Source organism: Paraburkholderia sp. J11-2, assembly GCF_905220185.1.
Lineage (GTDB): Bacteria > Pseudomonadota > Gammaproteobacteria > Burkholderiales > Burkholderiaceae > Paraburkholderia.
The window spans coordinates 117,653-132,335 of sequence record NZ_CAJMYY010000027.1; the positions used below are offsets into that span (position 1 = coordinate 117,653).

The following is a 14,683-nucleotide window of genomic DNA, read 5'->3' on the forward strand; positions in this document are numbered from 1 at the left end:
GTCGCGCCACGCGCTTCGCGGAACACTGCCGCGCATCAGAACAGATGCCGTATGCCGATGCTTGCGCCCACCGTCGAGCCGGAGACTTCAAAGAGCGCGTTGTTGATCGACAGGCCCGTGTCCATGCGTCCGTGATTGTTCACGTAGCCAAACTGGCCGTAAAGCGTCGTGCGTTTGGAGAGAAAGAACTGCAGGCCGGTCGACGCGAGCAGCGAGTGATTGCTGCCGTCGTTGCCGTCGCGCGTGTACCAGACGCCTGCATCCACGTCGAGGTAGGGCGTGATCATGTAGCTGAACCCGCCGGAGTAGACGCTGTTGTCGAACGACTGCGCAACCTTGTAGAGGGCATACGAAGCGGAGATCGTGAACGAGTTCGGGAAGCGGTAGCTCGCGCCGATCGTGCGGCCCACGAACTCCACGGTGCTCGGCACCGGCGTGGAGGTCGCGCTGCCGCCGGCGTTGCCGCTGTAGAGCGCGCCGGTGAGCGTGAAGCCTGCGATGTGGTAGCGCAGGCTCGCCGAATACTGGCGTCCCGCCTGGAAGTTGCCCGCTGCGCCGCCCATGGCGAACATGCCCATCGCCTGGATGCCGGCGATTTCCGGCGACGTGTAGGTGATCGCGTTGCTGTTGAAGAGGCCGGTCACGTACACGTTGTTCACGTAGCTCACGAGACCGCTGCCGAAGTACGACATGCCGCGCGGGTCTGTCTGGTAAAGCGAGAGGAAGAACGGTGAGTACTGCAAACCGGCCTTGACCGTACCGTAGGGACTCTCCATGCCGACCCACGCCTGACGCCCGAAGAAGTTGCCGTTGGAATTGCTGAACTGGCCGTTCGCGATGCTAATGCCGCTTTCAAGCGCGAACACCGCGCGCATGCCGCCGCCCAGGTCCTCGACGCCGCGCATGCCGAAGTTCGAGCCGGACATGCCGCTGTCCGTGAACGAGAACTGATGACCGGCGTTCTGGCCCGTCAGCATGTTCATCGTGTGGCTCGTGTAGAGAATCGACCCGTCGACGATGCCATACAGCGTGACGGTGCTCTGCGCGCTCGCGACACCTGCCGCGCCCATCAAACCGGCCGCCGCGAGGCAGCGCACCAGTCGTTTCATGCCGAGGTTGTCGCGATGTAACATTTCGTCATCCTTAGTGTTATTTATGGATTGAGGTCGATGCTGACAAGGTGCTACGGGCGCTTCAGGCAAGGCTCCAGGTAAAAACGCACGGAAAATTTCGGGCAACAGGGGGCCGGGGTTCCTGGCGGAACCGCTCGAATCGGGAAACTGGGAGTACGGCTCGGAGTGCTATTCAGCGTACTGCGCAGCGCATTGCGCGCAGTACAGCATGAAGTACGGCGGTCTGGCGCGGCGGCCGGGGTCCTGTCGCTCGTGCAGGAGCATCGTGGGCGAGCGCGTGGTCATCGTGGGCTTGCTGCAAGGCATGAGCCGGATTGAATGCGCGTTCACCGATCGTTTCTCCCCAGACGAGAGGTGTGCAACGTGGACGGAATGCTACGTTCGATGGGGGCTATTTTTGTACGACCGTGCGGATTCTGTCATCCTGGGAGAAACGATCACACTCCGCCCCAAAAAGCGACGCCCCTTTCCTTGCCTTACCCGGCCGGATTTTCCTCATCCTGAGGCGGCGTGGCTCCGGCGGGCACGCCCAGGATGCTGACCTGGAAAACCGGTGTGCCAGCGAGCGATTCGAGGCGTGGGTCTTCGGGGTAGGTCAGCAGCAGCGGAAGGATCACCGAGCCGCCAATCACGGCGCGGCGGCTGTTGTCGGCGGGGCGCAGGCCCCACACGTCCTGATAGACGAGCGGCACCGTCTTGCCGTCGCGCTCCGTGTTGCCGAGATAGAGCATGACGTGGCCGCCAATATAGATGATCGTGCGCATGGGCGCGCCGTGCTGCACGAGCCAGTCGAGGCGTTGCGCGGGCGTGGAGGCCGAAAGATCGGTCATCTCTCCGGCGTTCATCTGCGTGGACGAATGGCGCGGCAGCCACACGCCGAACGCCGCGAAAATGCTCTGCAGTTCGGCCGAGCAGTCGTTGTCGAAGTTCGTGTTGCCCCAGCCGTAGGGGCGGCCAATGAGCGCCTTCATCAACTGCGCGAGATGGCGCGGCGTGGCCGCGAGCGGCGCGGGTACGATAGCATTGGAATCGAGCGCCGCCGTGCGGATCGCCGCGTGGCCGTTGATGTCGCGCGCCGGCACGAGCACTTCGCCCGGCGTCGCGCCGGCAGCGGGCCGCAGCGGTAGCAGCGTGCCCGCGGGCGCTTCGAAGCGGAACACGCCGCCGTCGTCGCGCAGGGCCGCGGAGGCCACCACCACGACGCCGAGCGAGCGGTGCGCCGCCGCGCGCCATGCAGAAACGAACGCGTTGTCTACGCTCGCCACGCCGTCGCTGCGCACCCAGCCTTGCACGTCCGGCGTCTGCACGTAGCGCCAGGCGCCGTCGGCGCTCGTGCCGAGCACGTAGAGCGGCGTGCCCGGCCGCACGGCGCTCACCTGCAGGTTGTCGAACGGATAGCCTTCGCCCGCAATGCGGTGCGAATAGAACGACGGGTCGATGGTGGGCAGCTCGCGCACGTACAGCGCGGTCGTGGCAATGGCGCGGCGCGTGGGGTCGAAGCCGCTCGCCTGCTCGAACTGGTTGACGTTGGCGTTGCGCTCGATGGCGTCGATCCACGCCTTCGTGTGCGGCCGGAAATTCATGCCGTAGCCAATGCGCCGGGCTTCCTTGTCCGTGTTGTCGAAGTAGGCGAGGCGGCGCGTTTGCAGGGCGGCGATGTCGCTGCCGCCGTCGCGATACACGCGCTGCTCGACAAACGCGCGATTCCACGGCGAGGGGTCGTTCGGACCCGCACCGAAATAACGCGCGACGAGCGCAGCGAAATGCGCGCGCTGGACGTCTGCGGAAATGAAGGGCTTGTCGTAATCGGCGCTGGCCGGATCGATCCAGCGATCGACGTTCTGGTCGTAATGCTCGATCGGGAAGAGCGTGACCGTGTCGGGCGGGAGCGCCTGCCCGGCCTGATTTTGCGAACCCGGGCCGGTTGCGCACCCCGGCAGCGCGCACGCGGCGGCTATCGCCAGCGCGAGAATGCCCGCACGCGGAGTACGGGCGAAAACGGAAAGGCGAAACGAAGCATCGAGGGTGGAGCGCATGGGCGAGCGGGCGGTTCGACAACCCGTGGATCATACAGGACGCGCCGCGCCCGCCGCCCCCTGCTATCGCCCTCCAATCAAACGATCATTGCTCGATCTGGCGGTTCCAGCGCGAATCCCACTGCGCGCGGTGCTCGTTGATGACGTCCCAGTCCACCACCGTCACCTTCTTCACGAGCTGGTCGAGGTTGCCCAGGCTCTTTTGCATATCGGGCGGCATGGTCGCGTTCTGGTTGGTCGGAATCTGCTTGCCGGCGGCGGCGGCCTTGCTTTGCGCAGGCGCCGAAAGCAGGAACTGCGCGAGCTTTTGCGCGAGTTGCGGGTCCGGATTGTTCTTCACCACGCACAGGTCCACGAGCAGCAGCACGGCGCCTTCCTTCGGGTTGGCGTAGGCCACGGGCAGGCCCTTGTCCTTCAGGTCGCCCACAGCCGTGGGCGTAAGCGGGAAGATGCCAGCTTCGCCGGTCTGGATCATTTCCGAGAGCTTGGCCGAGTTCGGAATGTATTCGACGACGTTCGGGCCCACCGTGCTCCCCCATTTCGTGAAGCCCGGCTCGACGTTGGTTTCGCTGCCGCCCATCAGGCGGTTGATGGCGAGAAAGCCGTGCAGCCCGAACGTGCTGCTCGAAGCCGACTGGAACACCACCTTGCCCTTGTACTTGGGATTGGCGAAGTCGAGCCACGAGGTGGGCGGCGCCCAGCCCTTATCCGCGAACAGCTTCGTGTTGTAGCCAATGCCCGTCATGCCAAGCTGCACGCCCGCGCCCACGTCGCCCTTCATGCGCGCGAACGGATACAGCTCCTTGAGCACGGGCGAGTCGTCGAGCTTCTCGCATACGCCCATGCTCACGGCGCGCGCCATCACGCCGTCGTCGAGAAAGGCGACATGCATCTGCGGGCTGTTGCGGTTGGCCAGAAGCTTCGCGAGCACGTCGGAAGAGGTGCCCGGCACGACCACCACCTTCACGTTGTTGGCCTTTTCGAAGTCGGGCAGGACCTGACTCGTGTAGGCCTTCTCCATCGGGCCGCCGTTCATGCCGATGTAGATCGTCTTCGTTTGCGACCAGGCGCTGGCCGAGAAGCCAACGGCAAAGAGTGCGGCTAGCGAAACCAGTGTGCGTGTGAATTTCATCGTGGGGACTCCTTATTTGATTGGGAGAGCGGCATGAACGGAAGACTGCGTGAAGCGGCCGATAGCGAATGCTTCGATGGGCGTGCTCGTCGCGCCATCGGTCACGAGTTCGGCGAGGACTTCGCCTACGCCCGGCGCCAGCAAAAAGCCGCCGCCGGAAAAGCCGAACGCGTGCAAGAGGCGCGGCGTGGTGTTGCTGAAACCGATGATGGGGTTGCTGTCCGGCGTTTCGCCTTCCACGCCGCTCCACGTGCGAATGAGCAGGGCGTCGCGCAGGCCGGGCAACAGCGCGCAGGCGTCGCGCATGACGGCGCGCGTGGTGGCGGTGGAAGGCTGCGCGTATTCGCCGTCGCCGTGCCCGCGCCCGCCGCCTATCACGCAGTTGCCGCGCTCGACCTGGCGGGCGTAGACGCCGCCGCCATACACGCCGAGGTTGTGCTCGATAAAGCGCGGCAGCGGCTCGGTCACCCACATGTTCGGGTAGATCGGCTTCATCGGCACGGTTTCGCCGAATGCGCCCGCCACCGTATTGGCCCACGCGCCCGACGAGTTGATGAGCCAGTCGGCGCTAATGCGCGCGTCGCCCGCGCGCATCTGGAAGCGCCGGCCGTCGAAGCTCAGGTCGCTGATCGCGGTCTGCTCCTGCACGTGCGCGCCAGCGCGCCGCGCCGCCGCCGCAAAGCCGGGCGAGACGAGACGCGGATTCGCATGGCCGTCGCTCGCGCAGAGCGCGCCGCCGATGGCGGCCTTGCCGAGCCACGGGTAGCGGCGGCGAAACGCGTCGCCGCTCATGACCCGCGACTCCACGCCGAATTCGCGCGCCATGGCTGCCCATGCGTGCAGCGCCTCGAGATCGCTGTCACGGCGCGCGAGGCGCAAATGTCCCGAAACGACGAATTCGCCGTCGATGCCGATCAGTTCGGGCAAGCGGTTCCACACGCGCCGGGCGCGCACCGCGAGCGGCAGTTGCTCGGCGCTGCGGCCGTGCGTGCGCACGCCGCCGTAGTTCACGCCGCTTGCCTGCGCGCCGCAAAAGCGCCGCTCGAACAAGCCGACGCTCACGCCCTTGCGCGCGAGCGCGAGCGCCGCCGATGCGCCGACGAGCCCGCCGCCCGCAATCACAACCTGGAAGTGGCGCGTGTCACTCATCGTGGGCTTCCTCTTCGATGACCTGCACGCCGTCGTCGAACAGCATCGGTGAAATGGGAATTGGCTTGATGGGCGCCTGGCTGCGCAAACGGCCCACTTCGTGCAGCGGCTTGCCGGTTTCGGCGCTCAGGAGCGCCATGGCGGATTCGCCGCACATGCGCCCCTGGCAGCGCCCCATGCCGATGCGCGTGAGCGCCTTCAGGCGATTGACTTCGGTGGCGAGACCGTTGCGGATGCAGCTACGCAGCGTGCCGGCATCGACTTCCTCGCAGCGGCAGACGGTCAGGTCGTCGGGCCAGCTGGCGGCGCAATTGGCCGGAGGCGCGAACGCCTGCTCGATGCCCACGCGAAAGCGCGTAATGCGCTCAAGCCGCTTTTCGAGCGTTGCGGCATCGGGCAAATGTGCGTCATGCTGCGGCGCTTCAATGCCTATGTCTTCGAGCACCGCGAGTGCCGTGCGGCGGCCCGCAAGTTCGGCGGCATCCGCGCCTGCGATACCTGCGCCATCACCAGCGAGATAAACGCCCGGCACGGAACTGCGGCCCGCCGCATCGCGTTCGGGCAGCCAGCAGCGGTTGAGGGTGTCGAAGGCGAAGCGGCACCCCGCGAGATCGGCGAGCTGCGTTTCGGGCCGCAAGCCGTAGCCGAGGCCGACCGCGTCGCAAGCCATGGCCTGCTCTTTCCCGTCGGCCGCGTGCCAGCGGATATATTGCACCGCTTCGTCGCCTTCAATGGCCGCGAGCGAAACGCCGTGCTCCATGCGCACGCCATGCGCCTTGAGCCACGCGACGTAATAAACGCCCTTGGCGAAGGTGCCCGGCTGGTTGAGGAGCTTGGGCGTAGCGGCGGCCTGGCGCGCGAACGGACTCGTGTCGAGCACGGCGGCCACTTGCGCGCCCGCTTTGGCGTATTGGTAGGCAACCAGATAAAGCAGCGGCCCGGTGCCGGCGAATACGGTGCGCCGGCCAATGGCGCAACCCTGCGCCTTCAACGCGACCTGCGCGCCGCCGAGCGTATAAACGCCGGGCAGCGTCCAGCCTGGCAGCGGCACGATGCGGTCGGTCGCGCCGCTCGCGATGATCAGATGCGACCAGGGCACAGTGGCCTCGCGACCCTCGCGCAAGGTATCGAGCCGCCCAGGCTCACACGACCAGGCGAGCGTGTCGGGTCGATACTCGATCTTCGGGAGGAGGTCGGCCATGGCGCGATGAACGGCATCGGCCTTCTTCGCCTCGAAGCCGTAGAGCGCGGCCTTCGTGCGCGAAAAGCCCGCATCGGCAGCGGGCTGGCGATAGATCTGGCCGCCCCAGCGCGCGTTCTCGTCGATCACGGTCGGGCGCAGTCCGGCGGCCACGAGCGTTTGCGCGGCGCGAATGCCAGCGGGTCCCGCACCAACGATGACGATGCGGGGAGGCTTGCGCGTACTCATTGCGCACCTCCTTCGCACACTTCGGTATCCGAACCGATTCGCGTCAATACGCGCATGCCTTCACGCAGCGGCGTGGAGCAGGCGCGCAGGCGCGTGCCGTCCTCGCTGCGTACCCAGCAGTCCTGGCAAGCGCCGATCAGGCAGAAACCCGCGCGCGGTTCTGCGCTGAATTCGCTGCGGCGCACGTGGCGCTGGTGCGTGAGGATTGCGGTGAGCAGCGTATCGCCCGCGAGCGCCTTGACTTCGACGCCGTCTAGAACGAAGGAAACGCTCGCGCGCGCGGTATCGGCAACGCGGACGAACTGGGCAGGGGAAAGCGGCGTGACGGTGCTCATGAAAGATCAGTGGCGCGGCAGCAGGAATCGGAAGAAGCGGGCGGTGTTCAGTGCTGCCCGATCAGAATGCGGTTGAGCCCGTACACACGGTCGAGCAGGAACATCGCGCCGGCCGTGATGAAAATGACGAGCGCGGAAACGGAGGCCATCATCGGGTCGATCGACTCGGTCGCGTACATGTACATGCGCACGGGCAGCGTGACGGTTTGCGGCGAGGTCACGAAGATAGACATCGTCAGTTCATCGAAGCTGTTGATGAACGCGAGTAGCCAGCCGCCCGTAATGCCGGGCACGATCATCGGCAACGTGACGCGGCGGAAGGTGGTCCACGCGTTCGCGCCGAGCGAAGCGGCCGCATGCTCGATGCTGCGGTCGAGGCCGCTCACCGAGGCGAGCACGAGCCGCATGACGAACGGCGTGATGATGATCATGTGCGCGAGGATCAGCCACGCGAACGAGCCGGTTGCGCCGATCAGCGCGAAAAAGCGCAGCAGCGCGATGCCCAGCACGAGCCCCGGAATCACGAGCGGCGACAGCAGCAGCGCATTGAGAAAGCCGCGGCCCGGAAAGCGCGCGCGGCCAATCGCGAGGCCCGCGGGCAGCGCGACGATGAGCGAGAGCGTGGCCGAGGCAAACGCGAGCTTGAGGCTGTTGAAGAACGCCGTGATGAAATCCGGGTAGTCGAGAATCGCGCGGAACCAGCGCAGCGAGAAGCCGTGCGTGGGGAGCGTCAAGGTTTCGTCGGGCGTGAAGGCCACGAGAATGACGATGACGAGCGGCGCCAGCACGAACAGAATGACAAAGCTATGGAACGTGAGGGCGAGCGGTCCGTTTTTGCGCATGATGTTTTTTCCTTAGCCCATGCTGCGCGCGTAGCGCCGTTCGAGCACGCGGTAGTAAGTGAGCATCACCACGAGATTGGCGACGAGCAGCAGCACGGCAATGGTCGCGCCGAGCGGCCAGTTCATCGAACTGAGGAACTGGTCGTACACGGCGGTCGCCGCCACTTTCAGACGCCGGCCGCCCAGCAGGCCCGGAATTGCAAAGGCGCTCGCCGAGAGGCCGAATACCATGAGGCTGCCCGAGAGAATGCCGGGCATGAGTTGCGGCAGCACGATGCGGCGCATGGTGGTAAAGGGCGAGGCCATCAGCGAGAGCGCCGCGTTCTCGGTTTGCGGATCGAGCCTTTGCAGCGCGGTCCACACCGGGATCACCATGAACGGCAGCATCACGTGCACGAGTGCGATGACGATGGCGAACGTCGTGTATTCGAGCTTGAAGGGCCCCGCGCCGAACAAGCCGAAGAACTGGTTCACGAGGCCGTTCATGTTGAGCAGCATGCTCCAGCCGAACGCGCGCACGACCACGGAAACCAGCAGCGGGGCGAGGATCACGAGCAGGAACAGCGAGCGCCACGGGTCGCGCATGCGCGAGAGGATGTACGCCTCGGGCGTGCCGATCACGACGCACAGCAGCGTGGTGAGCGCCGCAATGCCAAACGTGCGCAGGAAGATGGTGTGGAAGTACGACGAGCCCAGCACCTCTACGTAGTTGTGCAGATCGAATGCGGCGATCGGGCCGCTCATCGGATCGAAGCGGTAGAACGTGAGCGCGAGGGTCATCGCGAGCGGCACGAGCACGAGCGCGGCGAACAGCAGCATCGCGGGCGCGCTCATGAGCCAGAGCGGCAGGTAGGCCTGCCAGCCCGCGCGCACAGTGGCGCGCGGCGCGCGTTGTGAAGCGTCAAGCGTGCTGGACACGAGCGCTCTCCTTGTGAATGAAGCGGACCGCGTCGCTATGCCAGTCAATGCCCACCTGCTCGCCTTCGGCCAGCGGCTCCTTGCCCTCGTTCTGGCAGCACACCAGCATCTCTCCTGCACGGCTGTCGAGGCGGTAGAGCCACTGGCTGCCGAGGAAGAAGCGGCTCGTCACACGTCCTGCAAGACGGCCCGAGCCGCTTGCGCACAGCTTGAGCTTTTCGGGGCGGATGCACAGCGTGATCGCGTCGCCCACCCCCACCGCGCGGCCGCGCTCGGGCAGTTGCGCAGTCGACCCCGTTTCCGCGAGTTCGTGGCCGAGGTCCACGCGGATCGTGTCGCCCTCGCGCGCGACGATGCGGCCCGCGAGCATGTTGGCCTTGCCGATGAACTGCGAGACGAAATCATTCTCGGGCCGCTCATACGCGCGATAAGGCGTGTCGACCTGGGTGATGCGGCCGCTTTCCATCACGACCACGCGGTCGCTGATGGAGAGCGCCTCCGATTGATCGTGCGTGACCATCAGCGTGGTCGTGCCGATCTTGCGTTGGATGGCACGCAGTTCGAACTGCATGTCTTCGCGCAGCTTGGCGTCGAGATTGGACATCGGTTCGTCGAGCAGCAGCACGGGCGGCGCGATCACAATGGCGCGCGCGATCGCCACGCGCTGGCGCTGGCCGCCCGAAAGCTCGCGCGGAAAGCGATGCGCGTAAGCGTCGAGGCGCACGAGCGCAAGCGCCTCGCGAATGCGATCCTTGCGCTCGGCTTTGTCCACGCCGCGCATTTCGAGGCCGAAGCTCACGTTCTGCTCCACGCTCATATGCGGAAAGAGCGCGTAGCTCTGGAACACGATGCCGAGGCCGCGCTTGTTTGGCGGCATATGCGTGATGTCGCGCCCGTCGAGCGTGATGCGTCCGCGCGTGGTCTCCACGAAGCCGGCGATCATTTGCAGCGTCGTGGTTTTGCCGCAGCCCGAGGGGCCGAGCAGCGAGACGAACTCGCCTTTTGCCACCGACAAATTGACGCCGGTGACCGCCTGCAGGTCGCCGAACGATTTCGACACATCGGTCAGGGTGAGGAACGACATGGTGTGGCCTTCCAGTGCATGGGTTGCGCCGGCACGCGCTGAGTGAACTGCGGTGCCTGACGTTGAGCCGACTGTAGCTAGCCAAATTTTGGGTCGTCAATTTAAAATTCCATCGGGCGATAGAAATCTGCCATATATTCCGTTCTATGGAATGTGATCGCTTGCTAATCTGAAGGCGATTTCATTGGATGAAGTTCGGGAAATCCCTGAACCGCCCGCCACAGGCGAAGCGCTGTACGGCGGCCCAACGGTTCGAGCGGCATGCGCATTCATACGAGCATTCCGCGGATATTCCGCTGAATGAAATAAATCGAGGTCGATATGACGGCAGTGGAAGAGAAAAGTGGAACGCCAGCCGACGACGCGCGCGGCGCCGGCGTGTTGCAGCGCGCATTCGCGGTGATCCGCGCCTTGGGCGTGAGCCAGGCGGAAGGCAGCCGTGTCACTGCGCTCGCCAAGGCTGTGGGGCTGACGCAGGCCACCGTGCACCGGCTGCTGCAGGGGCTGATCGCCGAAGGGGTGGTCGAGCAGGACGAGGGCACCAAACGCTATCGGCTGAGCGTGGACTTCTTTGCGCTCGCGGCGCAGGCGGGCAATCCGAGCGGCATGCGCACGCTATGCCGGCCCGCGTTGCTGCGTCTGTGCGCAAGCCTTGGCGACACCATTTTTCTGCTCGTGAAGAGCAGCTTCGACGCGGTTTGCCTCGACATGTGCGAAGGGCCGTTTCCGATCCGCTCGTTCACGGGCGATATCGGCGGGCGCGTGGCGCTCGGCGTGGGCCAGGGCAGTCTTGCGATTCTCGCGTTCCAGCCCGAAGCCGAGCGCGAGGAAATCATTCGCTTCAACGTGCCGCGTCTGCGCAGCTACGGCGTGCTGGACGAGGTGTATTTGCGCACGGAGATCGAGCGTGTGCGCAAGCTCGGCTACGCGGGGCGCAATACCGGCGTGCTGGAGGGCATGGCGGGCGTGGCTGTGCCGATTCTGGACCAGAACGGTTGCGCCGTGGGCGCGCTGAGCGTGGGCACGCTGGCTGCGCGCCTCACTGAAGACCGGTTGCCCACGATCGTCGAACTGCTCAAACGGCAGGCCGAGATCATCGGGCCGCAAACGAACCCGTTCGACGTGGCGGTACGCCGTCCCATGCACGGGCTCACGCGAGCCATGACGACGCAGCCGCTCGCTTGAAAGGCGCCGGTCTGGAATACATCAGATCAAATGGAATCCTAACTAAAGTGCCGGGTCGCCGATCGTTATCGTTAGACGTTCTGCGCGTGCGTAAATGGGCGCAAAAAGTCTGCAGATTGACATGATGCTGCAATGCGAAATCGAGCATTATGATCGGAAGAAAATCTTCCAGGGGGATAATCCAACCGCATACGTCTTGGTTTTGGCGTAAACGGGCAGGGTGCTGTTCGTAGACTGGAGGCGATGTACGAATGGCAGTTCGCCGCCATGGAGTGTAGCGCTCCATGGCAGCGCGAGCAGGTGAACCCGGAAACAAAAATAGAAGTGCTCGAAGTGCCGTCTTGCGCATAGTCGCAAGACCCGGGAGAACAAACGCTTGCCGCGGAACTGTCACATTGCGTACACGCCGTTGCCATGCCGACTAGAGACGGTTGAGGAGCGTGGGCGCCGGGGGGGGAGATAAAGCGCGTGTGTCACCCGCGGCGCTTGCAGACAGAATATATCGGTGATTGATGACGACCATAAACGACCGGACGTTGCCCGTTCTCGAGGCACCGGCTGAGACAGTTGTGCCGGTGCCGGTACGCGCGGCGCCTTCGATCTTTCACGAGCGCTGGTGGCTCGATATCGCCACGCAAGGCAGCTGGAAGCTTGCGGTGGTGAAGCAGAACGACGAGGTCGTCGGCGAGATGCCGTACGCGATGCAGCGCACGCGACTATGGCGTGTCTCGCATCTGCCGCCGCTCACGCGCACGCTCGGTCCGGTAATTAAGTCCGTGACCGGCAGCGAGGCTCGCCAGTTGCATCATGAACTCGACGTCACCGGAAAGCTGATCGAGCAGTTGCCCGACTGCGACAGTTTTTTCCAGGTGCTCGACCCGCGCATTGACGACGCACTTGCGTTCGCGCTGCATGGTTTCACGGTGTCGGCGCGCTACACGTTCCGCATCGACCGCAATACCACGGCGGACGAAGCGTGGAAGCGTTTGAACAGCAAGACGCGCAATGTGATCCGCAGCGCCTCGCGTGAGCTGACCGTCGTGCCGGACCTCACGCCCGGCGAGTTCATTGCGTTCTACGAAGCGAATCTCGCGGCGCGCTCGCGTACCAACGCGTACGGGGACGCGGTCATGCGCGAGCTCGTCAACGCGTTCGTCGAACGCAAGGCCGGGATGCTGCTCGGCGCCTATGGGCCGTGCGGTAAGCTCGTGGCGGCGGTCGGCCTCGTTTGGGACCATCAGACGATGTATTACCTGCTCTCGTCGCGCGCGCAGGACGCGCACAGCGGATCCATCAGCCTGCTGCTGTGGAGCGGCATTGGCCGTGCGCTCGAGCGCAAGCTCACGTTCGACTTCGACGGTTTTTCGAGCCCGTCGACATTCAGCTTCCTCAATGGATTTGGTGCGACGCTCACGCAGCGGCTAGGCGTCGAGCGCCACGGCACGGTTTATTTGCTGATGCGCACGCTCAAGCGGAAGTTCGCGCCAGGCCGGGTTTTCGCCCCCAATCTCTGAGCGGCGACGCGCTAAACGAGTTCGTGCTGCGCAGGGTCGCTTGCGCGGCGGGTCGTGACCTCGGCAAGCTCCAGCGCGTTCGATGCGAAGAGCAACGGCGTCCAGCGCCGGATCGTACTTTGCGCGCCGGCGGCAAAGCGCTCGCGCAGCGCGGGCTCGCCGCCCAGTTCGCCGATACGTTGCGCGAGTGTCGAGACATCGCGCGGTTCGACCACGAAGCCGTTCACGCCGTCTATCACCACTTCGCCAGCCACGCCGCAGGTGCGCGTGACGATGGCAGGACACCCGGCCGCGAACGCTTCGTTCACGCACAACCCCCATTGATCGAATTCGCTCGCTAGTACGACGAATTCCGCGAGGGCATAAAGATTCGGCATTTCCTGATTAGCGAGTGAGTTCAGTATCGTCACATGCGGCGTGAGGCCGAGCGACGCGATGCGCGCACGCAGTTGCGCTTCGAGCGGACCCTGACCCACCAGAACGAGGCCGATATTCTCGTTGTATACGCCGGATTTGCGGTAGGCATCGATCAGCACGTCGACATTCTTGCGGGCCACGAAGCGGCTCACGCACAGCACGTAGCGCTGCGGCAGTCCGAAGCGGGCGCGCACGGCTGCCGGGTTGTCGCTCGCGGCCTGCGCGAGATCCGAAAAATAATCGACATCGATCACGTCGAAGCCAATGCGCGAGCGTTCCTTCGGGATGCCAAGCGATTGTGCGTAGCGGCGATGCTTCTCGCCCGCGACGAGTGCGCCGTCGAAGCGGCTCACGATGAAACGCTTGAGCCGCTCCTTGGTGCGCTGACGCAGTCCGTCGTCGGCCTTCGAGTCAGACATGTAGATGAGCTTGAAGCGCCGCGTGAGATGCCTGAGAAAACAGAGCACCGCCGAATAGCCGGTGTTGTAGCCGAGCGTGATGACCACGTCGGGCATGAAATTGCGTACCTTCGCAATGAGACGCGCGGTGTCGCGCGCGCCGAGGCCGTCGCTGTCTGCGCCGTCTTTCACCAATGTTTCCGCCATTCGCGGGCGGTTCGCAAAGAAGGCGGCACGGCGTTCCTGCGGGAAGCCGTAGACGCCGGAGCGCGCAAAGACCTCGAGAAGCGCCACCTGGTGGCCGCGACCGGAGGCTGCGCTAACGAGCGCCTCGTAGCGAGGGACGTGGTAGTCGCCCAGGTTGCCGATGACGAAGAGAATGCGCATGGACAATGACGGCTCACGGTGGCGCTTGGTTGAGCAGGCAACGCACCGCGACGGTGCCCGGCCAGCATGACATCCCGGGCAGTCGTCCCGACCTGCCGGGCAGCGTTCCCTGCGCCACGCCGCTCGCACATTCGCGGCGGGGACCCGCAGTCACGCCGTTTGATTCATCGTAACCCGATTGTGAGTCGTTTTTACGCAATGTCGGCGATCAGCGAAAACTTGTCCGATATGGCGGAGGCGATGCAAAGCGAATGAAAACCCGCCGGACAATTCTTCCAGGGCATGCGAAAGGCGCGCAACCAGAGTGGCACGCAGCTTGCATAGATCAGATCGTATAAGCCCCTTCTCACGAGCGCAGCACGGATCGTGCCTGAGCCGTACGCGAGGCATGTCAACGGCGGTCGTCACAATTTCCGTCGATTGCGGCAGCAGGATGAAAACTGTCACATCGATTCGTCACAATGACGGTTTCGCATGTTTCGATACATCGGAAGAAGGGAAAGCGCTTAAGGTCACCATCAGATTTTCGGCTTAGTATCGTACAGTTGATCTGTGGCATTTATGCCTTCAATTCGATAACAAACATGTGAGCCGGAATGCAAATCGAATGCTTTGCGTAATGCGTTTCGAGGAAATTGTGCGGTGTTCAACACCGGCCAGGCAGGCCGCGAGGCGCACGAGATTGCAAACCGGGTTTCACCACACTGCGCGGACAATCGAGGAA

The 14,683-nt window shown here is 64.4% G+C and carries 13 protein-coding genes; 2 read left to right on the forward strand and 11 right to left on the reverse strand.

Features of this window, described 5'->3' with window-relative positions; all coding sequences use genetic code 11:
- Positions 1–35: 35 nt before the first annotated feature.
- From U5A57_RS31525 to U5A57_RS31565, 9 genes are all read right to left on the reverse strand, one after another.
- Positions 36–1,133, reverse strand: coding sequence for a porin (locus U5A57_RS31525; protein ID WP_415774682.1), 1,098 nt, complete (start codon positions 1,131–1,133; stop codon positions 36–38).
- Between the two features lie 476 nt (positions 1,134–1,609).
- The gene (locus U5A57_RS31530) at positions 1,610–3,169 is read right to left on the reverse strand and encodes an SH3 domain-containing protein (RefSeq protein WP_321915592.1); all 1,560 of its coding nucleotides are present in this window, start codon (positions 3,167–3,169) and stop codon (positions 1,610–1,612) included.
- A gap of 85 nt (positions 3,170–3,254) precedes the next feature.
- Positions 3,255–4,301, reverse strand: a complete 1,047-nt coding sequence (locus U5A57_RS31535; RefSeq protein ID WP_321915593.1) for an ABC transporter substrate-binding protein — start codon at positions 4,299–4,301, stop codon at positions 3,255–3,257.
- 12 nt (positions 4,302–4,313) lie between these two features.
- Entirely contained in the window at positions 4,314–5,450 is a 1,137-nt protein-coding gene (locus tag U5A57_RS31540; protein WP_321915594.1) for an FAD-binding oxidoreductase, read from the reverse strand.
- Positions 5,443–6,879 carry an NAD(P)/FAD-dependent oxidoreductase gene (locus tag U5A57_RS31545; protein ID WP_321915595.1) on the reverse strand — a complete coding sequence of 479 codons (1,437 nt, stop codon included), beginning with the start codon at positions 6,877–6,879 and terminating at the stop codon, positions 5,443–5,445. Before U5A57_RS31545 ends, U5A57_RS31540 begins: the two co-directional genes overlap by 8 nt.
- Complete coding sequence (locus tag U5A57_RS31550) at positions 6,876–7,214, reverse strand: (2Fe-2S)-binding protein (RefSeq protein ID WP_321915596.1); 339 nt, start codon at positions 7,212–7,214, stop codon at positions 6,876–6,878. The genes U5A57_RS31545 and U5A57_RS31550 overlap by 4 nt, the downstream gene beginning before the upstream one ends.
- A 47-nt stretch (positions 7,215–7,261) precedes the next feature.
- Positions 7,262–8,056 (reverse strand): ABC transporter permease, encoded by a 795-nt coding sequence (locus tag U5A57_RS31555; RefSeq protein WP_321915597.1) that lies wholly within the window; start codon positions 8,054–8,056, stop codon positions 7,262–7,264.
- Positions 8,057–8,068: 12 nt separating this feature from the next.
- Positions 8,069–8,974 carry an ABC transporter permease gene (locus U5A57_RS31560; protein ID WP_321915598.1) on the reverse strand — a complete coding sequence of 302 codons (906 nt, stop codon included), beginning with the start codon at positions 8,972–8,974 and terminating at the stop codon, positions 8,069–8,071.
- Entirely contained in the window at positions 8,958–10,058 is a 1,101-nt protein-coding gene (locus tag U5A57_RS31565) for an ABC transporter ATP-binding protein (RefSeq protein WP_321915599.1), read from the reverse strand. Before U5A57_RS31565 ends, U5A57_RS31560 begins: the two co-directional genes overlap by 17 nt.
- 321 nt (positions 10,059–10,379) lie before the next feature.
- On the opposite strand from U5A57_RS31565, the gene U5A57_RS31570 reads away from it, so the two are divergent.
- Both U5A57_RS31570 and U5A57_RS31575 read left to right on the forward strand, forming a co-directional pair.
- Positions 10,380–11,243, forward strand: coding sequence for an IclR family transcriptional regulator (locus U5A57_RS31570; protein WP_321915600.1), 864 nt, complete (start codon positions 10,380–10,382; stop codon positions 11,241–11,243).
- A gap of 512 nt (positions 11,244–11,755) precedes the next feature.
- Positions 11,756–12,757 carry a GNAT family N-acetyltransferase gene (locus U5A57_RS31575; protein ID WP_321915601.1) on the forward strand — a complete coding sequence of 334 codons (1,002 nt, stop codon included), beginning with the start codon at positions 11,756–11,758 and terminating at the stop codon, positions 12,755–12,757.
- An 11-nt stretch (positions 12,758–12,768) separates the two neighbouring features.
- Here the strand turns inward: U5A57_RS31575 and U5A57_RS31580 are convergent, their stop codons facing one another.
- Together U5A57_RS31580 and U5A57_RS31585 are read right to left on the reverse strand one after the other, a co-directional pair.
- Positions 12,769–13,959, reverse strand: coding sequence for a glycosyltransferase family 4 protein (locus tag U5A57_RS31580; RefSeq protein ID WP_321915602.1), 1,191 nt, complete (start codon positions 13,957–13,959; stop codon positions 12,769–12,771).
- A gap of 518 nt (positions 13,960–14,477) precedes the next feature.
- Positions 14,478–14,683: hypothetical protein (locus U5A57_RS31585; RefSeq protein ID WP_321915603.1), on the reverse strand; the 206-nt coding region annotated here is incomplete at its 5' end.